We start from the raw sequence: 24,969 nt of genomic DNA on the forward strand, positions 1-24,969 counted from the left end.
GCGCTATTATGGAGGGGAATAATAATGAAAACCAAGCTAGACGAGCTGTCTCTTGAGGCAAAGAAAGCTATACTACAGGCGAAGAGTCTTGCCGAACTGAATGAGTTGCGGGTGAAATATTTCGGCAAGAAAGGACTCATTACCGAGATTTCCAAAAACATGAACACCCTCAGTTCGGAAGACAGACCCATAATCGGCATGATGGTTAATTCGGTAAGAGAATCTATAAAAGATCAGCTGAACGGGAAATCGAAAGAAATTGAGCAGGGAATACTAAAAGAACAATTGTCTAAGGAAACCATTGACGTTACGCTGCCGGGAAATCCGGCTCCTATAGGCTCGGTTCATCCGCTCAGCAAGGTTACTCAGGAGCTAGAGGATATTTTTATTGGCATGGGCTATTCCGTCGAGGAAGGCCCCGAAGTAGAAAGGGATTACTATAACTTTGAAGCTCTGAATCTTCCCAAGGATCATCCGGCTCGGGATATGCAGGATACATTCTATATTACGGAAGAGATTTTGCTGCGATCCCATACTTCCCCGGTGCAGATAAGAACTATGGAGCGAATGAAAGGTCAAGTTCCGGTCAAAATTATTTGCCCGGGGAAAGTATACCGCCGCGACGATGATGTCACCCATTCCCATCTGTTCACACAGATTGAGGGGTTGGTGATTGACCGCCATATCAGAATGAGCGACCTGAAGGGAACCCTGCTTCAATTTGTGCAGAAGATGTTTGGGACTCAAACGCAAATCCGGTTGCGGCCCAGCTATTTTCCGTTCACGGAGCCCAGTGCGGAAGTGGATATATCCTGTATGTTCTGCGGTCAGGCAGGGTGCAGAATTTGCAAAAACAGCGGGTGGATCGAAGTGCTTGGCTCAGGTATGGTTCATCCGAATGTATTGGAAATGTCAGGATACGATTCAACCCAATACAGCGGGTTTGCATTTGGGGTCGGTGTGGAGCGGATAGCGATGCTTAAATATGGTGTGAATGATATCCGCAACTTCTACACCAATGATTTACGGTTATTGACACAATTTAATCATATATAACCCGTCGTTTATTTCCGGCATATCATTATAGTTAAAGGGGAATAAAGATGAAAGTATCCACTACTTGGTTATCCGAATATATAGATTTGAAAGGATATACAGGCGAAGAACTGGCAGAACAATTAACCGCCCATGGAATTGAAGTAGACAGTGTGCTGTCAACTGATGAACTTTACGGACAGGAGTCATCGCTTCAAGAGACGAAGGATAACATTCTCGACCTGGATCTTACACCCAACCGTTCAGATTGCCTCAGTATCATCGGCACGGCATATGAAATGGGGGCAGTGCTGGGAAGATATATGGATAGCAACAGTCTGAACCGTTACAACGTGTCCTCCTATAATTATTCACCTCTGAATTCATTCTCGGTTAATAACGAGGCAGAGCAGGAATGTAAGTGTTATGCACTTGCATTAATAGAGAATGTTCAGATAGGGCCTTCACCGCTATGGATTCAGCACCGCTTGTCCGCTTTGGGAGTTGCACCGGTCAATAATGTGTGTGATTTTGCCAATTATATTATGCTTGAATGCGGTCAACCTATTAATATATATGATGCGGATCAATTTTCCGGTGCCCAGATACAGATCCGGTTTGCCGATGAAGAAAACATCATGACTGCAGATGGTCTGAAAAGGACAGTCGATTCCACGGCCCTGCTTATTTCAGATGGACGGAAGCCTGCTTCCATTGCCGGTATTGCCAATGCTGCCGACTATGAAATATCACCGGGTACCCATAGAATATTGATAGAATCCGCCCACTTCTCAGGAAGTGTCACTCGTAAGACCTCCAGGAAGCTTGGGTTGCGCAATGAAAAGACTGTTCGCTTTGAAAAAGAAATTAATTTGGAGATGATTCTCCCTGCGCTGTTGCGGGTCTCGGAGCTGATCGTCGCTGCTTCACCTGGGGCTAAACTGTCCGGTGTCTCACATTGGCAGTATGCACCTATTGAACACAAGACCATCAAAGTGAGCCAAGAAAAGATCAATCGCTATCTGGGTACTGAAATATCCGGAGAACAAATTGAAGCAATTCTGAAATATCTCCATTTTCCATTTGAGATTCCGGAGAATTCTGTCTATCTCATCTCCGTTCCTAAACGACGGGGGATATTAGCCAGGAGGTCGATATCATCGAGGAAATCGCCAGATTGTACGGCTATGAGCATATTCCTGTGTCTCTGGTACAGGGCGTTACAACACCAGGAAAATTAACGAATGAACAGCGGATCCGGCGCAGCATCAGACATATTTTAATTCAAAACGGGTTTAACGAGACGATCACATATTCTTTGACTCACCCTAAGCATTTCAATATGATCCCTGTAAACCCGCTGTATCCACAAGCCGTCTTCTTGAACAATCCCATGACAGAAGACCGCTCCATGCTGCGGATGAGTCTATTGCCTCACCTTCTGGAGACAGCGTCGTTCAACTTGAAATATGGTACAGAGAACGTTTCTATATTCGAAATTGGTAATATCTATTGCAGTAATGAGCCCGTTTTAACGCAGCTGCCGCAGGAGTTCCCCTGCCTGGGGATGCTGCTCACGGGGAAACGGAATCACTCCCACTGGAATTGCCCAGCCCAACCAGTATCTTACTATGACATAAAGGGAACTGTCGAGAAGATGCTGAACTATCTGGGGATTGAAAACTATTCCTTTGAAGGGGCCAAAATCCAAGGTCTTCATCCCGGGCGGACAGCAAGCATTTACTTAAAGGATAACGACGGTAATCCAATTTACGTTGGTTATGCGGCACAGTTGCATCCGGATGTCCAGAAACAATATGACCTTAAGGAAACCTTTGTGCTGGAGCTTTCTCTCAAGCCTATCTATCGACTAACCGATTTTGGAATATCCGCTCAATCGGCACCGAAGTATCCTTCGGTCCAAAGGGATATCGCGGTAGTGGTGCATGCCCATGTTTTCGCCGCTGCAATGATTGCCGGCATCAAATCATCCGCAGGAGAATGGTTGGAAGAGGTGTCTATTTTTGATGTCTATTCCAGCGGCAGTCTGGCCCAGACAGGCCAGAAGAGCATTGCCTTCTCGCTTGTGTTCCGTCATCCGGACCGGACGCTTACGGATGATGATATCTATCCGGTATATGAACGAGTGGTTAATACATTAAAAGAACAATTCGCTGCCGAATTAAGACAATAAAGGGCGGAATGCGATGTTAACAAGAAATGGTGCCGATAAGCAGGAAAGAAATGTTCTCGGTCATATTCGTCCCCTATATAGCTCCTATACGCTGGATTATGTCAATTGTCTGGAGAATCCCATAGGTCTCGCAGTAGAAGGAATCCGGCCGCAGTACGGAGCTCTCTTCTATATCGGCCTGAAGCTCTTTAGAGCCTACAACCATCATCTAAAGGCCGAAGGGGAGTCATTTCAATTTTACATGGGTCAGGCGCTGGCTGCCTGCGGGTTACAGTTGCATTTTTTAAACGGGATAGAGGATTTGGTTTCTGCGGTGAAAGCGGAAATCGACCGGAGAAATCCTGTTTTTGTTTTTGGGAATTTAAAGGAATTATATTATTCCAATCATTATAAAACCTCAGATTGGATGCATAATTTTCTTATCAAAGGATACGACGTTCATAAGAAGTTGTTCATGGTAATTGACGGATGTCAGAAGAAAAACGACGAACATAACTACGAGGAGTTTGTAATCCCCTTTGAAATTATGGACCTGCTGAATGCTTCTTTCATCGAAACGTACGGTCATCCTTGTGTCTTCTCCATCATCAAATCAGATAATCCGCCACCGGGGCGAATTGAACTTTTATTGGACTATATTGATTTTATGTCTACGCAGCTGGCAACACAGCCATATAAAGAGCTTGAAATGATGAAGAACGGTATCGGTGGGGAGGCCCCTTCGATCAATTCGCTCAGTTTGCCGTTATTCGAAATTATTAAGAACAAGGATGTTCTATACTCGGAAATTATACGGGTTATGCTCGAAAGCTGCGTTGCTGAAGCAACCGTTAAAGAGCTCAATGAACACAAAGCTGTAATGTTAGCCCAGGGATATTTACTCATCAATAATTATGTCGTCAGCCAAACGCGGGGAAAACATTTTGATATTGAGGACAAAGCCGAATCATTTATCCAAGCGGACGGTGTACTGAGAGAATCGCTGATGCGGATCATTTCAGATTTGCGGGAGGAATTGCAAAGGTATGATGAGCAAAAGGAGACGCTGCTGGCGTTCGAAAACAATGCTGATCAAATTATTTCGCAAGCCAACGAAAAGGTAATCTTTAATTTTAAAGGAGATAAGCTGTATAACTGCTGGATCACAGATGAATCTCCAAAGGCAGTGCATCAGCAAACAGAGAAGCTGGCTAAAGATTTTTGGTTCTCGGCGGATATCGAATGCTCATCTTTGAGCAGCGAGGTTTTTTTTCACGCAGGACTAATCTTCAGAACAGCCCCCGGGGATTTATACTTTTGGGGAATCATGAACAATGAATCGGTAGTCCTTGGGAAAACAGGTGAATTTCAGGAGTTGTTTATTTCCGAGCTCTATGCCCAGCCTCTTACATTAAGCATTCGAATGGAGAAGAATGGTTACCTGTTTGAACTGCATTCCGCCCAGTCGCGTAAAAGTGTGGCATTCAAGGCTTCTGAAATTGGACAAATTGTCCAAGTTGGACTAGGGTGCAAAACATGGAATCGGCCTGAGCCATTGACCATCGAATTTAATCATTACGGATTTGTTACGCAATCAAGCATTTGAACAGTTGTACGCAAAAATGCTCCCCTTATAAAGCGGTATTATATACCGCTACATAAGAGGAGCATGTTAACTTGTGGATCTTTTATTTCCGCTATTTCAGCGTAATTGCAATCCGCTCTTCCTTCGGCAACCATTCCACCGTTGCCCCCAGCTTCTCGCTGATGAAGCGCAGCGGCAGGTACAGGACTCCATTTACGGTAAAAGGCTTGTTCGCGAGCGTCACAGCTTGACCATTTAATGTGGTCTGGCCGCTCTTGGCGTTGACACTGATTTTAAGTGCCGGAAGGCTGGGGTTGGTGCGCGTGACGGTCGCCAGCTTGCTTGTGCCATCAAAGCCGATTTCGGCCCCAAGCTTGTCGAACAGCGAGCGGAGCGGGACGAAATTTTGGCCGTTCCGGGTAATCACTCCGGCGGTAAGGGTCACATTCTCCCCATTCAGGGATACGGCGACCGGTTTCTGCACAGGGACAGGAGTATCATGCATGAATTCATAATCCCCATATCCAAGCTCCGAATTTTTGTTCACGCCCCAGCCCCATAGGCTGCCATCTTTCTTCTGCATAATCATATGCCTTCCGCCGTTCTTGATCTTACTAATATCCGAGGCGAGCAGCACAAAGTTTGGATTTGCCGGCATGGCATCCCGGGCAACGGATGTGGAATAGACCTTGTTGTCAAGCGTCTGGACGATTAGCGAATGCTCGACAACAAAAGCATCCTTGACGTTCCGGATGCTGGTTATAAGAACGGGATCGGGGTGATCCGCATACGTCCAGCCGTCCGAATAACCGGTTACCGTACCGCCCCAGAACCACAGGCGGGACTGCTTGTCGATGGCGAGCGTGGACCTCTGCTCGTGTTTAAGGGTTTGGATATTGGTTAACGCGGTAAATTTGGAGGCAGCCGAAGCGCTTGCCGGAGGATTTTTTTCTGCAAAGGCTGCAGGCCAAGTCCAGACGGTCCCGTCTTTTTGCAAGGCATAGTTCTCCGCTATTTGCACAATATCATGCAGGTTCTGAATAGGCTCGAACTCCTGCAGCTCTCCGTTGTCTCTCCAGACAGTTCCGTCTTTTTTCAGAAACAAATGCCGGTACCTCATTGAATCCGAATATTCCTCCGTATATATTTCAATGTCCGCCACATTGTCTATACCTGCCACCGGGGTGTAGGTTACTTCACTTTGAGACTGTGAATCGTCTGCTCTGACTTTCGTATACACCGCCCCGGCGGCATCCGCTACAAGGGTGCCATTCCAGGCGAGGACATCCTGGATGGAGTTTATTCCGCTGACCGACTTGACCGTTATCACCGGAGTATAATAATCGTTACTCCATTGCTTAATTGTCTGATCCCCCATTACCACCAGTCCTCCCGGATAAGAATCGGTGGCCCCGGTCAGCCCGGGAATCTGTGTTGGGACGGATTGGTTGTAATCCCAGATCCAGAAGCTGCCGTCCGTTTTGGTCAGCCAGTCCGCTCCGAAGGACTTAATGCTGGAGGCGGATGTTATGTCCGTAGCAGCGGAGGCAGCTGTGCTGGAAACGAGGCTTACCCCCAGAAGAGTAATGCAGAAGAGTGTCCATTTTTTCATAAGTGTTCCCTCTCATTTCGATGATTGTTATAATCTGCAATAACGGATTACCCATTATATTACATGTAGACGCTTCTAAACCCCGAAAGGTTCCTCCACAATTAAAACACTCATACACAGCTCTCCTGTGATACAATAGTTTAGTCTGTTTTTAGATTAAATTTTAGTGAGCTTCACCGGCAATGTCCATATTTGAGGAGGAAATCAGCGTTAATGAAACATGCACCTTTTATTGCCGTGGAAGGCCCGATCGGGGCCGGTAAAACCACATTGGCAACCATGCTGGCCGGAGAATTGCAGCTGCCGGTCATTAAAGAAATTGTTGAGGAGAATCCGTTCCTGGACAAGTTCTATCAGAATATGGACGACTGGAGCTTTCAGCTTGAGATGTTTTTTCTGTGCAACCGCTACAAGCAGCTTGAAGATACCGTGAACCAGTACATAAATAAAGGTAAACCGGTGATATCGGATTATCATATTTATAAGAATCTGATCTTTGGCGAGCGTACACTGAAGGGAACGAAGCGGGAAAAATACCGGGAGATCTATCACGTGCTGACCGATGATCTGCCGAAGCCGGATATTATTCTCTACATTCGTGCAGATCTGGACACCCTGCTGGCACGTATCGCGAAGCGCGGACGCCAATTCGAGGAGGACATCGCCCCCGCCTATTTGCAGCAGTTAATCGAGGATTATGATGCAGCTATGGCTTCACTTGCTCTTACCGAACCGTCCACGGTCATCGTCACCATCGATGGGAATCAGGTTGATTTTGTAGAGAACAAGGAAGACTTCACCAGAGTCGCCTCACAGCTAAAGGAGTTAATGAAATGAACGCATACAACATTCCGGATAATGCCATTATCACCGTAGCCGGTACGGTGGGTGTCGGTAAATCGACGCTGACTGCCGCCCTGGCGGAACAGCTGAACTTCCAGACTTCGCTGGAGCAGGTGGATCATAACCCGTACCTGGAGAAGTTTTATCATGATTTTGAGCGGTGGAGTTTTCATCTGCAGATTTATTTTCTGGCCGAACGCTTCAAGGAGCAGAAAAAGATGTTTGAGCTGGGCGGCGGGTTTGTGCAGGACCGTTCGATCTATGAGGACACCGGTATTTTTGCCAAAATGCATGCCGATCAGGGCACCATGTCGAAAACCGACTATGACACCTATACCAGCCTGTATGAAGCCATGGTGATGACGCCGTATTTCCCGCACCCCGATGTGCTGATCTATATCGAAGGCAGCCTGCCTTCGATCCTGACCCGCATCAATGAACGCGGACGCGAAATGGAAATCCAGACCGATGTCTCCTACTGGGAACACATGCACGGCCGTTATTCGCAGTGGATTAGTGAATTCAACGCCTGCCCGGTGCTGCGCCTGAACATCGACGATTATGATGTGAATGATCCGGCTTCGATGACGGAGATTCTCAAGCAGGTAGGCGCGGCCATTGGGCGGACACCGGTTGGAACTCAGGGAAGCTGAGGTTACAGCAATCTGAAGTTCTATGAGTCTGAAGCAGGTGCCGGAAGGTTCTCCCCATGGTACAATAAATGAACAAGCAGAAAGGATGGGGATTCTAGTTGAAGTATGATTTTAACCGGATCATTGACCGCCGCAATACCCGCTCATACAAATGGGACCAGTCCGAGAAGCTGTTCGGAGACAAGGATATTCTTCCGCTCTGGGTAGCCGATATGGACTTTGAAAGCCCGCCTGCCGTGAAGGAAGCGATTCTGCGCCGCGTGCAGGAGGGGATATACGGCTATAGCGTGACAAGTGATTCCTACAAATCAGCGATTGCCGGCTGGTACCGCAGACGCCATGACTGGGAGATTCAAAAGGAATGGATTACAGATTCCCCCGGCATCGTTACCTCGCTTAGCCTGTCGGTAGAGCTGTTCAGCAACCCGGGCGATCAGGTGATTCTGCAGTCGCCGGTGTATTATCCTTTTTATGATGTGATCCGGATGAATGACCGGAAGGTGGCCATCAATCCGCTGAAACTCGAAGACGGCCATTATGTCATGGATTATGAACAGCTCGAGGAGCTGATGAGAGGCGGCGCCAGGCTGCTGCTGCTGTGCAGTCCGCATAACCCGGGGGGCAGAGTGTGGGAACGGGCGGAGCTGCTGCGCCTTGGAGAACTGTGCCTGCGGTACGGCGTGACGGTCATTTCAGATGAAATTCATTGCGATCTGGCGTTGCCGGGCCATAAGCATATTCCATTCGCTTCTTTATCGAAGGAGCTGTCGGATATTACGCTGACCACACTCGCCGCAACGAAGACATTTAATCTGCCCGGCCTGCAGACCTCGTATATCGTCACCTCCAATCCTGAATTGAGACGGAAATTTGAATACAAGCTGAAGGCGCTTAGCCTGCACATGTCCGCTTTTTTGCACCGGAGGCGGTGGAAGCGGCATACAATGAAGGCGGGGAATGGCTGGACCAGCTCATTCAGCATATCAGCAGCAATGCGGAGTATGCCATAAGCTACCTTGCAGAGCATCTGCCGCAAGTGAAGCCAATGAGGCCGGAGGCTACTTACCTGCTGTGGGTGAATTGCCGCGAACTCGGACTAGATCCCGAGGGCCTGAAAAAGCTGATGTACCGCGAGGCCAAAGTGGCGTTTAACGAAGGCTCCATTTTTGGTACGGAAGGCCAGGGCCATCTGCGGATTAATCTCGCTTGTCCGCGTTCGATTCTGACCGAAGCGCTGGAGCGTTTCACCCGGGCTGCTGCACCTTATGTAAAATAAGAAGGCTAACGTTCTTTTCATAGGCCGCCGCTTCTCCGTTGAACCGGGTATGTTCACGGGGAGCGGCGGCTTTTTGTAATCAATCAGAAAGGCAATAGTTACAATCTATTAATTTGCTAAAAATACCTGGTTTGGTAGAATGGTAGGAGCGCAAGCGGTTGAGAGATTCGAATTCATATCCTACTTAGAATGGGGAATCCGGCAATGAAATGGTTGGCCAAAATAGTATTGTGCGCAGCAGTTACAGCAGCAGGTTTTACGTCACTTCCGGCAGAAGGTGTTAAGGCTGCTGCAGGCGGTGTCAGTATCGTACTCGATGGATATCCGCTTCCTTTTCCGGTAGAACCGGCGGTGATGAGCGGGACTACGATGGTGCCTTTCCGGGCGATCTCCGAGGCACTGGGTGTTAAGGTGGAATGGAATCAGGCGGCTAAGCAAATTACAGCAACCCATAAAGAGGCTTCAGGCACCCAAAAAGTAATACTGACCCTGGGCAGCAAAAGTGCATCGGTGAACAGCTCGGCCGTGAAGCTGGCCGTGGCTCCGCAAAACATCCGCGGCACCACGATGATTCCGCTCAGTTTTTTTGGGCAGCAGTTCGGTGCAGGCGTATCCTGGAATCAGGCCACAAAGACGGTGTCCATCACCTCACCGAAGAAAGATTTATATACCCTTGGGTTCTACGCGCAGGGTGCATATAGTGAGGTTTCCCTGATCCCGGATTTTGACGCTGTTGCCTTTGGCTGGAGCCGGATTGACCGCAGCGGCCAATACACGACCTCGGGGACAGAGTTCAGATGGCCGCAGGCCGCCGGTGATGTCACACCGGAATCAATCGTCCAGAATGCCGCAGCCGGGGGGACCGCTCCTTATCTGATGGTATACTCAGGGGACAAGGAATTGGAGCTGACCAAGAATGTGGAGAATCTGCAGCTTCAGCAGCAGACGATTGCCGGTATCGTAGATACGGCAACACAGAAAGGATTCCGGGGGATTGCCCTTGACCTGGAGGGGCTTGGCATGACCGGGGATAAGGCGGTTGTGCAGAGCCAGTACAACACTTTTGTCAAGAATCTGTCCGCCAAAGCCAAGGCCGCGAACCTCAAGCTTACAGTCATTCTGCATCCGCTCAACAGCTCCTATAAAGGTTATGATTATAAGACGCTGGCCACGATTGCCGACGACCTGGTGATTATGGCTTACGCTTATGAGGGTGAAACCGGACCGGAGCCGATGAACAAGGTGGATGAATCCATCCGTCTGGCCCTCCAGCAGGTCAGCAAGGACAAGCTGATCCTGGGCATTTCGGTATACAGCGAGAATGAAACCTCGGTCAATGCCAAGATCGGCCTGGCTAAACGTTATGGTCTCAAGGGCATCGCCATCTGGCGCCTCGGTCTGATCGGACAACCGGTGTGGAGTGAAATGGGCGAATCGGTAGAATGGTAGAACTTGCCGGGTTAAGTAAGCGGGTCCTTATAAATATAGCTTTAAGCGGGCCCAAAGGCTGCCGTTACCGGCAGCCTTTTGTTTATCCCCTCATTCGTATAGGCTGCTAATGTAACTGATAAGCGAATTTGTGTAACCAAGTGGTCATTGAGGATATTTTCAACAAAAAGTTATAATTCAATTGACTAGTCGCAATGAGAGTGCTGAATCACCCTGAGTACTGGCAGGCTTATGTTTGGCTTTTGAACTACCTGATTGCAGACGGCAGATGTATAGAAGCAAAAGCAGTTCTGGAACAATTGAACCAAATCCATCCCGGTCATTTATATCAAAAATATGGAGGTCTGAAGGCGAGACAGTTGATTTTTATCATAGAGAAATAGAAAATCTAAAGATCATGCTGGCATAACCCGTTTAATTTGCTGAAGAAGATGACGTGACAGACTGCCCCTGCTGATGTTCCGGTTCTTTATATAACAACAAATGTCACATTAACTTATGCGGCGAACCTGTATAATTTGTAGGGTTGACCTTAGCGGGAGACATCTTACTTTCAGGAGGAATACAGAGCATGAGCATGAAATATAAATCACTGGAGCTGGATAAACCGCTGACTTATGAGCTGGAGGGGCTGGAGGTCGGGGTAACCTCGAACTGCAATTTCCGCTGCGATTACTGCTGCGCATATAACAGAAATGACGGACAGAGCATCAAAGGCAGAGAAGTGGTCCGTATCCTGGAGGAGCTGCCGAATCTTAAGCGGGTTCGTCTCTCTGGAGGAGAAGTCACCCTCAAATTCGAAGATTGTGTGGAAATTGTCAGCTACTGCGCCTCCCGGGGCATTCAGACCCAGTTGAATTCCAATGGCAGCCTTCTGAACGCAGAGCGGATTGAACAGCTGGAGAAGGCCGGGCTGACCACGATCCATATTTCCTTCAACTTTACAACCGCCGAGGCGTTTTCACGTTATTATAATATCCATACCAGCATCTATGACAAAATCAGAGAGAACATCACGATGTTCGCCAAAACCAGTGTGGATGTGGTCCTGGAAACGCTGCTGTTCAGTGAGACACAGGATAAGATGCAGGAGATCAGCGACCATGTCTATGCGATGGGGGTTAGAACCCACGAAATCCAGAACAGCATTATTATGGGCCATACCGGCTGGAAGGCGATTGCGGCCCGTGAACAATTGAAGAATGCCGTAAACGAGCTGATTGCCCGCAAAAAAGAGGATACGACCCTCTATTTCACCTGCATGGACCGTTTTATGGAGCAACTGGGCTTTCAGGAGCAGCCAGGGGTATATTTCCCGCACTGCATTGAAGGCAAGAAGCAGCTTCACCTGCACGGCAATGGGGATATTCTGATCTCCGAGCTGTGCCACCCGGTCATTATCGGCAATATCTATAAAGGCACCTCGTTAAAAGATCTTTACAGCAATATGCCTGCACCGCTTTCCGATTTCCTTGACAAGCTTCCTTGCCCGGCACTGGATGCCCTGTTCCCGCAGGAAGTATAATCCCTCGCAATCAGCGGGAAATAGAAGGGACATTTATGGCGTGAAGCGTATAAATTATATTTTAAACAAGACCGCAGCCGGGTGCTGCGGTCTTGTTTTTAAGATATTTATACGGGTAAGCGATTGTATAGCAAATTATATAGTGAAAAAAAGTGTGGATATCTTGGAAGTCTCCGAGGATATAAGCGATGCAGAAGGATTGGGCTCCATCAGCCCATCCGCGGACTGAAGCGGACAGAGGAGCCCTTATTTTGCCAAAAATCTTGCTTTTTCAGCGGTTACGGACTCAGGAGTCGTTAGTTCGTTCGATGGAGCCTGGAATAAAGGGGAAAGGGACAAATAAGGGCATCTCGGTCCGTTGTCCTGCGGAACAGACGAATCTTCTTTTAATAACGGCTTTCCTGTCCGCAACGGCTGCGGATCGATCGTGAAGGAAGCTCATCGTGTCCGCAGAATCCCACACCATATTAAGGCCCCCAATGCATGTCTTAACTGACTTCGGGGCGAGCGTTGTGCATGCAGTATAACAATATGAGCTCTAAGCAAGTCAAAGGACGCTAAGCCTGCCTATCATACAACGTCCGTCTTCAGCATGCCCCCGTTGATTTTGGAGTGGTGGGGAATCCCTGCGGCCGTAAGCCTAGTGTTGTTATTCACACACCAGGATGATTTTGTTCTTTTGGGCTAAGCGATTGCATAGGAAACCGTTGTTAGAGCGCCGGAGGCCGACTTCCCCCTTATCTGGAAACTATAAAGTTGATTAGCCGGTCTAGATATCCTCATTCCAGCCAGTACTTGTTTACCGGCTTCTTCGTCAGGCGCTAGTGGGAAAAGGTAAAGCTAATTGGGCCATATTTCTTGTCCAATAGATGGCGAAATGAACTGAATTAGTGTACCTTTTTCCACTTCACCTGTCGAGGACAGGATACTCTAGCAAATGAGTTAACCTTTTTCCACTTAAAGAGTTGCAGTAGGATTTATGAGGAGTTGTTCTCCAGGTAACGCTAGATCCAAGGCGGCTGTACTGTCCCGTGGGGGGTGACACAGCCGTTTTTTTCTTGGCTTCTCGCAGTCAATGTTGACCATAGCTTAGAAATGAAACAAGCACCTGTGCCGGGAGATATTCTATGCAAGGAACCTGTTTTGGGTTAGCTTATCCTACTAAAAACTTAAAACTATAGACCTAGGTTTCGACAAAATACGATAATATATCCTAATTTTCTCTATGTAATATTCACTATTCAAGGCTTGAATCCGATAATTAATGTAATAAATGTTACTGCTTAAAGATGTGAACAGAATTACCTAGGAAATCAGGACGAAAGGATGTAGAACAAGATGAAGATTCGGATGAAGCTATCAGTATTGATGATCGTCGTTACACTGATTTCTACAGTATTAATGGGGGCTTTTACGTACAGCAAATCCACACGGACCATTCTCAATCTGACCGAAACCTCCATGGCCCAGGTCAATACGAACAAAGCGCAGACCATCGAAGCGATGATAGACAAAGAAAAGCGCAGCATGGAGCTTGTTGCGGGTGAATCGGAAATAGCCGAGCTGCTGCTGAAGGATGCAAGCGGAGGTCTCGCCAGCGGGGACCCGCTTCGGGCTGAGGTGAATGCCAAGTTTCAGCAGATGGTGAAGGACGCGGGCAATCTGGAGCATATATTTGTAGCCGATATGAAAGGAATAGGGATTGCGGATAGCGATACCAAGCTCATAGGAGCGGATTTCAGCGAAAGAAATTATACGAAAGATGTGCTCAAAACCGCCGGGCCGGTCATCAGTGAAACGCTGAAGTCCAAATCTACAGGCGCGTATGTCCTCGCTTTTATACACCCGGTGATGAGCGGCGGCAAAATGATCGGTTTCGTGGGTTCAGCTGTCAACGCGAACAGCATTATCAAATATTTGGCCGATGCCAAGGTGGCGAATGCACCTTCTTCCTATGCCTATCTTGTGGATGAGACAGGCAATATTCTGTACCATCCCGATGAAGCCAAGATCGGATCACCGCTGGAGAACGCACAGATCAAAGCAGTTGTGGAACGGGTGAAGGCTGGTGTGACAGTAGCTGACGGGAATGTAGAATATACCTTCAACGGCGCGGAGAAAAAAGCAGCGTTCACCGTTTTGCCGGAAACGAAATGGACACTGGTGCTCACCGGTGATATCGATGAGGTGATGAAGCCGGTCGACAACATGACGAATTTTATTATTCTGCTGGGACTCGGGAGCCTGCTGCTGACCTTACTGGTTGGCATCTCTGTGGCTACACGGATTTCTTCGCCGATCATTAAGCTGACAGAGCTGATTAACCGTACGGCAGAACTGGATCTCAAATATGATACACAATATGAGTACCTGACCAAAAATAAAGATGAGACCGGTACGATCGCCAAAGCGATGTTCCATACACGGGCTGTGCTGCGGGAAATGGCCGGCAGTCTGGTTACGATCTCCACCAAGGTGCTGGACAATGCGGAGACGCTGGAAAAGCTGTCCATTGATGTGCGGGAGAATGCCCATGACAACTCGGCGACTACAGAGCAGCTGTCGGCAGGTATGGAGGAGACAGCGGCCTCTACCCAGGAGATGACAGCGGCAATTCATGAGGTTGAGAATAATGTCCGGGTGATCTCCGGACGTGTTAAGGAAGGTGCAGGTGTGTCCGTACAGATCACCGAACGGGCTCTGGCACTGCAGCATGATGCCACCGAGTCCATCGGCAATACCCGGGAAATCTATCATTCGGTAAAAGTGGAAATGCAAAAAGCGATTGAGCAGTCAGACTCCATTCATGAAATCAACGTTCTCGCCGATACGATTCTCTCCATCACAAGCCAGACCAACCTGCTGGCGCTGAATGCGGCGATTGAGGCGGCGCGCGCCGGAGAAGCGGGCCGGGGATTTGCCGTGGTGGCGGGAGAAATCCGCAAGCTGGCCGAAAAATCGTCCGAAACGGCAGCGGGCATTCAGGACGTTGTCAAAAATGTCTACTCTTCCGTGGAACAGATGAAGGGGAATTCCGAGGCAATCCTGGACTTTATTGATCAGAATGTGCTGGGAGATTATGAGCGTCTAGCGGAGGTCAGCGAGCAGTACAACAGTGACGCCACAGCGATTAATGGGCTGATGAGCCAGTTCGAGGAAGCTGCGGACCATCTGAGCGAGACAGTGTCCAGCATTGCTATTGCCGTCAACGAGGTAGCAGCTACCGTCAATGAAGGTGCGGTCGGGGTGCAGGACATTGCTGTGAAAACTGCGGATATCGTAGAAAAAACCTTCCACGAAGCAAAAATGGCTGATGAGAATACACAAAGCGCCAAAGAAATGCAGCAACTGGTGGAACAATTCAAAATATAATGAAGTTAATGCAATCTTTAGCCGGTTTTCATTAGGATTTAAGCTTGCAGGGGTATATTAAATCCATACCCCCCTTTAATATAGCATTTGGCCCCGCCGGTTGCCGGCGGGGTCCTTTTTTTGGCAATCTGGCAATCTGGCAATCTGGCAGCGGCATTACGACCCGGATTTTTGGTCCATAATGTTACCAAGAGGTGAGGGTCAAAATGAGGGATTATTTGCTAAGGCCGGCGGCATATGAAGAGCTGCATGAGCTGCCGGGCAATCCGGGCCGGGAATTCGGGTCGAAGGCGCAGAATCAACGTGTCCCGGATCACGGGGATTTGCGTAATAATGACCAAGTACAGCTGCTGCAGGAGAGCTTTTTGCTGCAAATGGTTCGGGACGAGTGGCCTAATCTCACGGTGATTAGGGAACGTTTGCAGCAGCTAGGGCTGGCCCCGCTGGCGGCAGATGATCTGAGGCTGCAGTGTGCAGCAGCAGAGGCGAGAATGCCATCAGAGACCTTGGCAGACCGCCGGGAACGCCGGAACCTGCTGAATCTGGCTTTTCAGAAGCTCTGCCGGGAAACGTCCTCTGATTATAAAGGAATTTATCCGTTTGGCAGCACTGCAGATTCGGCAATAATGTATTTTCTTGTGATCCTGAAACCGGGAGCGGAGCATGCCCGGAAGACCCGGCGGTTCATGGAGCAACTGAATCACAGCGTTGCCAGTGAACTGAAGATGGAATGTGTGAGCGGGATTGGCGGAGAAGTGAAGGGACTGAAACGGCTGAAGAACAGCTATGCCTCCTGCATGTTGCCCTGGGCCCGGAGCGGCAGCGGTAAGGAAGGAGATGTGCGTTACCGTGATCTGGAATTGTCTCCGGCCTTTACTCCGGAGGTTGAGCGAAAGCTGAAGCAGTTAATCGAAAATCCGGACATGCACGGCTTCCGCCAGCAGCTGGACAGCCTGATGAATAACGAAAGAGATATCCCTGTTATTACTTTTCTGGCCCTCAGGCTGGTACTGCTGCTTGCCTCCATTGCCAAAAAGTTTGAGCTGGGCAGTTCCTCATTGCAGAGGTACATCTGGAACTCCCGGATGCCCGTTGTGAATGCCCACTCGTGCGAAGAGGTACGGAGGTTACTGGATGAACTGGCGCTGCTTGTGATGGAAGAAGTGAAGAAGGTCCGCTTCTCAGACGGCTGGCACCTTATTGAGGCCGTCCGGAAATATGCCGGGGAGAATTTCTGCTGCAGGCTGGAGCTATCCTCCCTGGCAGAAATGTTTTACTTGAATGAGGCCGATTTGCCAAGACAGTTCAAGCAGCATGTCGGCATAGCCTTCAGCGACTATATTACCAAGCTGCGGATGACCAAAGCTGAGCAGCTGCTGCAGGATAACGGGCTTAAGGTGGGTGATATCGCCAGGCTTGCCGGATATTCCGGCTTCGGCGGCTTCTGCTCCGCTTTCAAAAAATACAGCGGCCAAAGCCCCAAAGCATACCGGGAACGGTTTTCACAGGGGCGTGCGGCCAGAGGCTGCTGATGGGGAGTGTTTGCATCTCCCGATCAATGGTACAATAAGGAAAGGTATGTTTCATACCCACCGGATATAGAAGGGAGGATGAGGATGAGTATAAGAAGATTAGGGTTCCGCTCTATGCAGAGTCTATGGTTGAACAACAATGGCGGTTGTTTGCATAGGGCGGGAAGCATAACACCGCTATAATAGCATGCAAGAGTAACGTTGTTCATCCTGTAGACTTTGCCACCTTAAAAAGTTCATTAATTTTAAGGAGCGGAGCTGCGATGAAATATGTTAACGCGGATATAGTATTGCCGGAAGATTTGCTTAAGGAAGTCCAGAAATATATACACGGCGGGATGCTCTACGTGCCAAAGCCGGAAGGGATAAAGGCCAAATGGGGTGAGAACTCCGGCGGCAGAGCATATCTGACCCACAGGAATAATGAGATCCGTAAGCAGTATAGGGCAGGGCTCGGCATTGGGCATCTGGCAGAACAATTCTGCCTCTCCTGCGACAGCATCAAAAAAATCGTCTATGGCAAGAAATAGACGGCTGCGAAGGCCGCATCGGATGTTTATCCCGGTGCGGCTTGTTTAGCATATCAGAAAGAATATAAATCCATTCATTTTAGTTTTCTGCTGTACTGGTGCCTAATCAAAAATCAAACTGACCCATCAGGGTTAATCACCCAAACTCTTTCATTATAAACGGCATTTAATAAAAATGCAGGCTAATAAGAAAGGGTGTATGATGATGAAAAAAGTTGGCGTAAGAAAAGCAGCACCGGTCAAAAAGAGAGCAACTGCAAAGCCGCCGTATAAGGCAAGACAAAGAACACAACTTGAGAATGCGCTTCAACAATTGAATGATGCACGGCAAATTATCAACGCCAGCCGTGCTGCGCTCTTTGACGCACGTAATAGAGTCAACGATGCAAGAGATTTAATCAACGAGGCGTTAGATGAATTGTAACAACTAGCCTCAATCGTGAAAACGAATGAAGCGAGCTAACTTGATATTCAAATTAAGACATGGCCTGGATTAATTTCGGGGCTTATTAGTTTATGGGGTAAAGTTCCTGTCAAAACCAAATGACAAAAACTTTATCCCATTCCCGGTTTTACAAGAACCTTATCTCATTCGACGGATTTAATGATAGCAACGGCTGCTTCCACCGTAAGCAGTTCCTCGCTTTGCTGCGACATATCCTTGAGCCGGAGCTTGCCTTCGGCTGCTTCGCTCTCCCCGACTAGAATGACGTAGCGGATACCTTTCGTGTTCGCTGCGGCCAGCGTTTTCTTCAGCTTGCGTTTCCCCGTATCCACAGCAGTACGGATGCCGGCAGCACGGATTGCAGCGGCTGCTGTCAGGGCCTGCGGCAAACACTCCCCGACAGGTATGACCAGCACCCCTGATGTTTCCACACGGACAGCCCGTTCGCCAAGCAGAGCCATAATCGACTCCATGCCGAAGGAAATGCCCACCGTGGGATATCCGATGTCCTCGCGCCCCACCAGCTTTCCGATGATCGAGTCATATCTGCCTCCGCCGCCAAGGCTGGAAGTGTAGGCACTGGAAGCATCGAAGATCTCGTATACCGTCCCCGTGTAGAATGAAAGTCCCCGTGACAGAAAAGGATCGAATACGCAGGTCTCCGCGAGTCCAACCGCCGCGATCAGCCGCTGCAGTGCCAGCACCTCCAGAGCACCCGGTTGCCCGCCCAGTCCATAGTTCTCCGCCAGCGCTTCAAAAGATGGAGCATCCATGTCCAGCAGCTCCGCGAGCGCACTTACAGCAGCCGGAGCCACGCCTTTCCCTTCAAGCTCCGCGAGCACGCCGCGGCTGCCGATTTTGGCCAGCTTGTCGAGCGTCAGCATCACTGAGAGATGCTCCTCCGCAGGCACGCCAACCGCCGTCAGAATTTCCCCGAGAAACCTCCGGTTGTTCCATTTCAGGGTGACGGGAATCTCCAGTCTGCGGAAGGCTTCCGCCGCAAGCTGCATCAGCTCGGCTTCTCCCTGCGGCCCGGCAATCCCCACCACATCGGCGTCGCATTGCAGAAATTCGCGCAGCCGGCCTTTTTTGACCGGACCATCGCGGAATACCTTGCCGATCTCATAGCGCTTGTAAGGAAATTCAATGCCCGGATTCAGGGCGATCACTTTGGCAAAAGGAATCGTCAGATCGTAGCGCAGTCCGAGCTGGCGGCCGCCCTGATCGGTGAGCTGATACATCTCGCGCAAAATCTCATCGCCTCCCGCATATTTGGAGGTCAGCAGCTCCAGCTCATTCAGCAGGGTGGTATCCATGGATTCAAAGTCATAGAGTTCAAACAGTTCGCTCAGCGTAGAGCGGACCTTCTGGCGGATGGCCTGCTCCCGGCCGAAATAATCATAGGTTCCTTTGACGTTCTGCATAATCATTAACCCCGTTTCCTTTTTTTAAAATATAAGAAAGTATAAGTTTCACACAATACTTTATCCTTATATTTCTCGCTGAAACGGATACCGTCCTTTTAAGGACGGCGCAGCCGTTTCTGCTTGGCTCTGTACAAATAAAAAACGCGCCGGACCTCTTGGTCCCGCGCGCAAATATGCGGCAGGGAGGCCAAACGCAAAATGCGTCAGCCCTCCCTGGAAAATGTCAGGAGTGCTAACGCTGCTTGTGGTGATGCTGCCGATTCAGTATGATAGTTATGCTGTTCATGAGCATCAGATCCTTTCAAGGCTGGATTACAGCACATTATAGCGGATCGGGCGGAGTCATGCAAGGCCAGGACCGCAGATTCGATCCATAAACAAAGGGAGTATTGTACTATGAACGATACACAAATCATTGCCGCTGCCGAACAATTCGCCCAAGAGCAATTGGGCCAGGACACCACCGGCCATGACTGGTTCCATACGGACCGTGTGCGCAATATGGCGGGTCTGATCGCAGAGATGGAACAGGCGGATGTGTTTGTCTGCACCTTAGCCGCACTGCTGCATGATGTGGCCGACGAGAAGCTGAATCCCTCCAAAGAAGCTGGGCTGCAAAAAGTACATAGCTGGCTGGCCGGGCATCTGGGTGATGAAGGGCAGATCCGGCATATTCTGCAGATCATTGAAACGATGTCTTTTAGCGGCGGAGGCGGCAAGCCTATGACTACTCTTGAAGGTCAAGTGGTGCAGGACGCGGACCGGCTGGATGCGCTGGGGGCGATCGGGATTACGCGGGTGATGGTTTTTTCGGGGGCCAAGGGACGTCCGGTCTATGATCCGGAAATTGCGCCGCGTGACGAATCCTTGCAGAAGGAGTACCGCGACTATTCCAAGGGAACGGCGGTCAATCATTTTTACGAGAAGCTGCTGAAGTTGAAGGACTTGATGAATACTCCCTATGGGCGCAAGCTGGCGGAGGAGCGGCACGCGTTCATGGAGAGCTTTTTGGAGCAGTTTTATAAGGAATGGAATCAAGGAAGCCGGAAGCAGGGGAATCCCGCTTGAACCGGAACAATCGGCATAGAAGAGGTAGATAACTACATGAGTGTATTTAGAGATTACGGGTTAAATGAAGTGATTATCCGCGCGCTGGATGTGCTGAATTATCTGGAGCCTACCGAGGTGCAGAGCAAGGTCATTCCTGCGGCCCTGAAGGGCCAGGATCTCATCGTCAAGTCACAGACCGGCAGCGGCAAAACCGCATCGTTCGGCATCCCGCTCTGTGAACTGGCGGACTGGGCGGAGAACAAGCCGCAGGCGTTGGTGCTGACACCAACCCGCGAGCTGGCTGCACAGGTTAAGGAAGACATTACGAACATCGGGCGCTTTAAGCGGATTAAGGCGGTTGCGTTATTCGGCAAGCAGCCGTTTGCCCCGCAAAAAACCGAGCTTACCCAAAAAACGCATATCGTCGTAGGCACACCGGGACGTGTGTTCGACCATATCGAACGCGGCACGCTGCCGCTCAGCCGGATCAGATATTTGGTGATTGATGAGGCGGATGAGATGCTGAGCATGGGGTTCATCGAGCAGATTGAACAGATTATCGAGAAGCTGCCCCGTGAGCGCATGACGATGCTGTTCTCCGCGACGCTGCCGGATGCCGTGAAGAAGCTGTGCCTGAAGTATATGAGCGGACCGGTGGACATTGAGATCGAAGCCAGCGGCATTACGACGGCGGCAATTGAGCATGCCCTGATTGAAGTCAGACAAGCTGCGAAGTTTGGGCTGCTGCTTGACGTGCTGACAGTGGAGAATCCGGACAGCTGTATTGTTTTTTGCCGGACGCAGGAGCAGGTGAACGAGCTGTTCCGCGGTATGGCGGACCTGGAGTATCCGGTGGATAAAATCCACGGCGGGATGATGCAGGACGAGCGGTTTGAGGTCATGAACGCTTTTAAAAGAGGCCGGTTCCGCTATCTGATCGCCACCGATGTAGCCGCGCGCGGGATTGATATTGAGAACATCACCCATGTGATCAACTACGATATTCCGATGGAAAAAGAGAGCTACGTGCACCGTACCGGACGCACCGCACGCGCAGGCAAAAGCGGCAAAGCCATCACCTTCGCCACACCGGACGAACACAAATGGGTCGGGGAAATTGAGCGCTATATCGGATTCAGCCTCCCGGTGATGGATGCTCCTTCGGAGGATGCTGTGGCCGATGCCAAGCCTGCGTTTGAAGCAAAGCTGGGCAAGCAGCAGGTCCGCAAGAAGGGCAAGACTGAGGTCATGAATGAAGACATCGTGAAGCTGTATTTTAACGGGGGCAAGAAAAAGAAGCTGAGAGCCGTCGATTTCGTCGGCACCATTGCGAAGCTGGAAGGGATCACCGCTGACGACATCGGGATCATCACGATCCAGGATAATGTTACTTATGTCGATATCCTGAACGGCAAAGGCGCGCAGGTGCTGCAGGCGATGAAGGACACCACCGTGAAGGGCAAGCTGCTGAAGGTGCATATTGCGAAGAAGTAGGGCGGCACAGTGGCCGGGATGAAGCGGAAGCAGGCAAGGTGATAAAGTAATATTTGGCAAGCTGAAACAAAGCCGCTGCAAGGCCTAAGAGGCGATGCAGCGGCTTTGTTTCAAAATTATAAGTTTCTAACTATTCATTATCCTGCTCTTTCTTGCTGAAACGTTACTTGAAAGCGAACTCTGTATCGCTGCCTTGGAAGTGTAGACTACTTAAATAGGACGAATAAAGCCGTTCATGCTTACAGCATCTTATTACGGCTCCATCCGCAAAGAGCTAAGTGGAAAAAGTAAACTTAATGCCCCCGCAATAAGCAATCGTGGATATTTAGGTGGAAAAAGTAAACTTAATTTGGCTAGATTCCCCTGTCGGGACTAAAGTGAGCCTGATTAGTGATACTTATTCCACTTAATGCTGCCCAATACAGTGGGTTCGAGCAAATTAGTGGTACTTTTTCCACTTAAGCTGTCCAATACAAGGGGATTCGAGCAAATTAGTGACACTTATGAAAGTAGAATTGGTCCACTTAAGCTGCCCCAATACGGAATTTGAACAAATTAGTGATACTTTTTCCACGTTAGCAAACGGCAGCTAAAGCTGTTACTGATGAGCGTCCCCATAGGCCCTAATCTCGATCAGCTCCGCATGGCGGCTTCCGTTCGTGGATTCAATGATAACCCGGAGGCTCCGCGCCTGCACAGGCTCCGGCAGCTGGTGAACGGCCTTGCGCTTGCGGTTGCCGGCTCCGGCAGCAATTTCCGTCCAGACTCCGCCTGCGCCGAGGGCTTCCACCCGGTAATCGCGGACCAGTTCCGGGATGATGGCAAAAGATGTGCGGTGATGATGCAGATTCACCAGGTCCTCATTGACATCATCGTTGAAGGTTAGATGAATCTCGCCAAACGTCTGCTCAGAATCCCAATCCAGCTGCAGCCACTCCGGTTTGCCGTCCTTCATCGGCTCCGACATCCACTGCTGCGGTCCGCCGTACGGGCGGTGGTAGCCGTTCACTGCTTTGTCCGCCGCGAACGCCGCGGTTGGCGAACCCAGCCGGAAGCAGAAGGGCCGGCGCGCCTGGCCGTTCATCTTCCAGAGGACGACAAGCTGATCCGTGGAGTGGTCCTCCAGATCTTTGGAAACCTGCGGCTGTTCATCCTTGAAGAAGACCAGCACCCCGCTGTGCGGCTCCAGCGAATGATGAAGGCTGACCGCAGGGTTCGCCTTGATGATTACAAAGGCGTTCTGCGGCTGCTCCGGCTGCCACTGCAGATTAAAGGCCACCCACTGCCGCTCCCCGGCTTCGGCATGTGCGGTTGCCCGTGCCTGCAAAGTATGCGGCACGTAGTTCTCCCCGCGGCCGGTGTCCCACAGCTCGGCCGTCACTTCCGCTGCCTGCTCCGCGTCCAGCAGCAGCTCAAAGCCGCTGATTCCCGGGTCCGCCGGGAACAGCACGGCCACATCCTGCCGCAGCCGGTAGGCTTCGCCCGGCTGCGCCAGTTCAAGTGCGGACTGCACGCTGGAGGCGCTGACCCGCGCCCGGCGTGCAAGATCCGCTTCATCGGTGCTGCGCAGGCCGATGACTGAAGCGTCCTGCCGCAGCAGCGTCTGCCGCAGCTCCGCAAGGTGCCGCGCGTGCAGCTCGCGCGGCGCGGCGCCCAGGCGGCGGCTCAGCGCCGCCCCGGTGCCGGCGGCTTCGCCGATGACGGCGCAGGTCGCCATCACCCGCGTCGTGCCGAAGGCGACATGGGAGGCGCTGATATCGCGCCCGGCCATCAGCATATTCCGCACATTGGCGGAATACAGGGAGCGGAAGGGGATGTGATACACCCCGTCTGCATGCATATGCTTCGAGCCGCTGGCTTCGGCGTACATCCCCTGCGGGGGATGGAGATCGATCGACCAGCCGCCAAAAGCCACCGCGTCCGCGAACTCGCGCTGGGCGATGATGTCATTCTGGTTCAGCACGTAGTCGCCGATGAACCGCCGGTATTCGCGTTTGCCGGGCAGCGAGCCGACCCATTCCAGCGTCATGTTCCCGGCGCTGAATTTGCCGGAGTTTTTGATATAGTCCCAAATGCCGTAAATGACCGACCACAGCTCGTCGCGGATCATCTCGTTGTCATGCACCGTGTCATGCTCGCCGCCCCATTCAATCCACCAGTAGTGGCAGCCGGAGTCGCCGCTTCGGATCACCCGGCGGAGCGGAATCGTCGTTTCCGAAATATCCTTGGCAAAAGAAGGCGGGACAAAGTTCACCGGTACCCCCGCATCTTTGGTATAAAACAGAATGGTGCTGCCTAGTGTGATGCCGTCAGCCGCCTCCGGAGCCCACTCTTCGTTGTATTCACTGCGGGCTTCCCGCCCCAGAGAGAATTTGGCTCCGGCCAGGAAACCGATCAGTCCATCGCCTGTACAGTCCAGATATACACTGCTTTTGAACGTGATCCGCCGCTCCGAGCCCATCATCCAGCCGACTACGGCGGTGATTGTCCGGTCATCCTCCGGGCCTTCGGCCTGCACCTCATGGACATCTGTATTCAAATACAGGGTAATATTCGCCTCGGCTTTTACAGCCTCCAGAACCACCAGATCCCAAAGATAAGGATTGCCCTCCGGGTTGCGGTACTGGTTCTCCAGGAACAGCTCGCCCATAATGCCTGTTTCCCGGGCATAACGGTTCGTTCCATGCGCGGTTGCCCCGCAGACCCAGACGCGCACCTCGCTGCTGGAGTTGCCCCCGAGGACGGGGCGGTTCTGCACCAGCGCCACCTTTTGTCCCAGTCTGGCTGCAGCAATGGTTGCACACACCCCGGCCAGTCCGCCGCCGATTACCGTAATGTCATTGTCCACTAGCTCCTGCTTCATAGCTATTCACTCCCGTAACCTCATTTAGATGAACCTGAATGATTAATTCATATCTATAATTTCATCTTAGACGCTGCAATTTACTTTTTAAATGCACTATATTAT

17 protein-coding genes and 1 pseudogene are annotated in these 24,969 nt (G+C 50.5%); 15 read left to right on the plus strand and 3 right to left on the minus strand.

The window, feature by feature from the left end:
- The first annotated feature begins 24 nt into the window (after positions 1 to 24).
- The 4 genes from pheS to JI735_RS21215 are packed head-to-tail and all read left to right on the plus strand — an operon-like array spanning position 25 to position 4,814.
- Complete coding sequence (gene pheS, locus JI735_RS21200) at positions 25 to 1,056, plus strand: phenylalanine--tRNA ligase subunit alpha (RefSeq protein WP_039835808.1); 1,032 nt, start codon at positions 25 to 27, stop codon at positions 1,054 to 1,056.
- 47 nt (positions 1,057 to 1,103) lie between these two features.
- Positions 1,104 to 2,276: a phenylalanine--tRNA ligase beta subunit-related protein gene (locus tag JI735_RS21205; protein WP_202676398.1), complete on the plus strand. Its 1,173-nt coding sequence runs from the start codon at positions 1,104 to 1,106 to the stop codon at positions 2,274 to 2,276.
- Positions 2,237 to 3,229, plus strand: a complete 993-nt coding sequence (locus JI735_RS21210) for a phenylalanine--tRNA ligase subunit beta-related protein (protein ID WP_202676399.1) — start codon at positions 2,237 to 2,239, stop codon at positions 3,227 to 3,229. The genes JI735_RS21205 and JI735_RS21210 overlap by 40 nt, the downstream gene beginning before the upstream one ends.
- A 13-nt stretch (positions 3,230 to 3,242) precedes the next feature.
- Positions 3,243 to 4,814, plus strand: a complete 1,572-nt coding sequence (locus JI735_RS21215) for a hypothetical protein (RefSeq protein ID WP_039835809.1) — start codon at positions 3,243 to 3,245, stop codon at positions 4,812 to 4,814.
- Positions 4,815 to 4,905: 91 nt separating this feature from the next.
- Here JI735_RS21215 and JI735_RS21220 read toward each other — a convergent pair whose 3' ends face one another.
- Positions 4,906 to 6,405, minus strand: a complete 1,500-nt coding sequence (locus tag JI735_RS21220) for a stalk domain-containing protein (RefSeq protein ID WP_039835810.1) — start codon at positions 6,403 to 6,405, stop codon at positions 4,906 to 4,908.
- A 213-nt stretch (positions 6,406 to 6,618) separates the two neighbouring features.
- On the opposite strand from JI735_RS21220, the gene JI735_RS21225 reads away from it, so the two are divergent.
- The 9 genes and pseudogenes from JI735_RS21225 to JI735_RS21265 all read left to right on the plus strand — a co-directional run bounded on the left by JI735_RS21225 (position 6,619) and on the right by JI735_RS21265 (position 18,009).
- Positions 6,619 to 7,242, plus strand: a complete 624-nt coding sequence (locus JI735_RS21225; protein WP_020433601.1) for a deoxynucleoside kinase — start codon at positions 6,619 to 6,621, stop codon at positions 7,240 to 7,242.
- On the plus strand, positions 7,239 to 7,901 hold the full coding sequence (locus tag JI735_RS21230; RefSeq protein ID WP_039835811.1) for a deoxynucleoside kinase: 663 nt from the start codon (positions 7,239 to 7,241) through the stop codon (positions 7,899 to 7,901). The genes JI735_RS21225 and JI735_RS21230 overlap by 4 nt, the downstream gene beginning before the upstream one ends.
- A gap of 98 nt (positions 7,902 to 7,999) precedes the next feature.
- Positions 8,000 to 9,177 (plus strand): annotated as a pseudogene (locus JI735_RS21235) (MalY/PatB family protein).
- 204 nt (positions 9,178 to 9,381) lie between these two features.
- Positions 9,382 to 10,626, plus strand: coding sequence for a stalk domain-containing protein (locus JI735_RS21240; RefSeq protein WP_039835813.1), 1,245 nt, complete (start codon positions 9,382 to 9,384; stop codon positions 10,624 to 10,626).
- 571 nt (positions 10,627 to 11,197) lie between these two features.
- Positions 11,198 to 12,151, plus strand: a complete 954-nt coding sequence (locus tag JI735_RS21245; RefSeq protein WP_039835814.1) for a radical SAM protein — start codon at positions 11,198 to 11,200, stop codon at positions 12,149 to 12,151.
- A 1,338-nt stretch (positions 12,152 to 13,489) separates the two neighbouring features.
- Positions 13,490 to 15,523 (plus strand): methyl-accepting chemotaxis protein, encoded by a 2,034-nt coding sequence (locus tag JI735_RS21250; protein WP_039835817.1) that lies wholly within the window; start codon positions 13,490 to 13,492, stop codon positions 15,521 to 15,523.
- 206 nt (positions 15,524 to 15,729) lie between these two features.
- Positions 15,730 to 17,055 carry a helix-turn-helix transcriptional regulator gene (locus JI735_RS21255; RefSeq protein WP_039835818.1) on the plus strand — a complete coding sequence of 442 codons (1,326 nt, stop codon included), beginning with the start codon at positions 15,730 to 15,732 and terminating at the stop codon, positions 17,053 to 17,055.
- A gap of 263 nt (positions 17,056 to 17,318) precedes the next feature.
- Complete coding sequence (locus tag JI735_RS21260; RefSeq protein WP_039835819.1) at positions 17,319 to 17,585, plus strand: CD3324 family protein; 267 nt, start codon at positions 17,319 to 17,321, stop codon at positions 17,583 to 17,585.
- A 199-nt stretch (positions 17,586 to 17,784) separates the two neighbouring features.
- Positions 17,785 to 18,009 carry a hypothetical protein gene (locus tag JI735_RS21265; RefSeq protein ID WP_157771397.1) on the plus strand — a complete coding sequence of 75 codons (225 nt, stop codon included), beginning with the start codon at positions 17,785 to 17,787 and terminating at the stop codon, positions 18,007 to 18,009.
- Between the two features lie 164 nt (positions 18,010 to 18,173).
- Here the strand turns inward: JI735_RS21265 and JI735_RS21270 are convergent, their stop codons facing one another.
- Positions 18,174 to 19,460, minus strand: coding sequence for a histidine--tRNA ligase (locus JI735_RS21270; RefSeq protein ID WP_325175525.1), 1,287 nt, complete (start codon positions 19,458 to 19,460; stop codon positions 18,174 to 18,176).
- 393 nt (positions 19,461 to 19,853) lie between these two features.
- On the opposite strand from JI735_RS21270, the gene JI735_RS21275 reads away from it, so the two are divergent.
- Both JI735_RS21275 and JI735_RS21280 read left to right on the plus strand, forming a co-directional pair.
- Positions 19,854 to 20,525 (plus strand): HD domain-containing protein, encoded by a 672-nt coding sequence (locus JI735_RS21275; protein WP_046502528.1) that lies wholly within the window; start codon positions 19,854 to 19,856, stop codon positions 20,523 to 20,525.
- Positions 20,526 to 20,561: 36 nt separating this feature from the next.
- On the plus strand, positions 20,562 to 22,001 hold the full coding sequence (locus JI735_RS21280; RefSeq protein WP_039835824.1) for a DEAD/DEAH box helicase: 1,440 nt from the start codon (positions 20,562 to 20,564) through the stop codon (positions 21,999 to 22,001).
- Between the two features lie 598 nt (positions 22,002 to 22,599).
- Here the strand turns inward: JI735_RS21280 and JI735_RS21285 are convergent.
- A complete protein-coding gene (locus tag JI735_RS21285; protein WP_202676400.1) occupies positions 22,600 to 24,864 on the minus strand; it encodes an FAD-dependent oxidoreductase in 2,265 nt (754 codons plus the stop codon).
- Between the last annotated feature and the right edge of the window lie 105 nt (positions 24,865 to 24,969).

The organism is Paenibacillus sonchi (genome assembly GCF_016772475.1).
GTDB classification, from domain to species: Bacteria; Bacillota; Bacilli; order Paenibacillales; family Paenibacillaceae; genus Paenibacillus_AQ; species Paenibacillus_AQ sonchi.

Excerpts from the sequence above, each read along its gene's own strand:
- pheS (WP_039835808.1), top strand. The coding sequence starts at position 25 with ATGAAAACCAAGCTAGACGAGCTGTCTCTTGAGGCAAAGAAAGCTATA.
- JI735_RS21205 (WP_202676398.1), top strand. The coding sequence starts at position 1,104 with ATGAAAGTATCCACTACTTGGTTATCCGAATATATAGATTTGAAAGGA.
- JI735_RS21215 (WP_039835809.1), top strand. The coding sequence starts at position 3,243 with ATGTTAACAAGAAATGGTGCCGATAAGCAGGAAAGAAATGTTCTCGGT.
- JI735_RS21220 (WP_039835810.1), bottom strand. The coding sequence starts at position 6,405 with ATGAAAAAATGGACACTCTTCTGCATTACTCTTCTGGGGGTAAGCCTC.
- JI735_RS21225 (WP_020433601.1), top strand. The coding sequence starts at position 6,619 with ATGAAACATGCACCTTTTATTGCCGTGGAAGGCCCGATCGGGGCCGGT.
- JI735_RS21230 (WP_039835811.1), top strand. The coding sequence starts at position 7,239 with ATGAACGCATACAACATTCCGGATAATGCCATTATCACCGTAGCCGGT.
- JI735_RS21240 (WP_039835813.1), top strand. The coding sequence starts at position 9,382 with ATGAAATGGTTGGCCAAAATAGTATTGTGCGCAGCAGTTACAGCAGCA.
- JI735_RS21245 (WP_039835814.1), top strand. The coding sequence starts at position 11,198 with ATGAGCATGAAATATAAATCACTGGAGCTGGATAAACCGCTGACTTAT.
- JI735_RS21250 (WP_039835817.1), top strand. The coding sequence starts at position 13,490 with ATGAAGATTCGGATGAAGCTATCAGTATTGATGATCGTCGTTACACTG.
- JI735_RS21255 (WP_039835818.1), top strand. The coding sequence starts at position 15,730 with ATGAGGGATTATTTGCTAAGGCCGGCGGCATATGAAGAGCTGCATGAG.
- JI735_RS21260 (WP_039835819.1), top strand. The coding sequence starts at position 17,319 with ATGAAATATGTTAACGCGGATATAGTATTGCCGGAAGATTTGCTTAAG.
- JI735_RS21265 (WP_157771397.1), top strand. The coding sequence starts at position 17,785 with ATGATGATGAAAAAAGTTGGCGTAAGAAAAGCAGCACCGGTCAAAAAG.
- JI735_RS21270 (WP_325175525.1), bottom strand. The coding sequence starts at position 19,460 with ATGATTATGCAGAACGTCAAAGGAACCTATGATTATTTCGGCCGGGAG.
- JI735_RS21275 (WP_046502528.1), top strand. The coding sequence starts at position 19,854 with ATGAACGATACACAAATCATTGCCGCTGCCGAACAATTCGCCCAAGAG.
- JI735_RS21280 (WP_039835824.1), top strand. The coding sequence starts at position 20,562 with ATGAGTGTATTTAGAGATTACGGGTTAAATGAAGTGATTATCCGCGCG.
- JI735_RS21285 (WP_202676400.1), bottom strand. The coding sequence starts at position 24,864 with ATGAAGCAGGAGCTAGTGGACAATGACATTACGGTAATCGGCGGCGGA.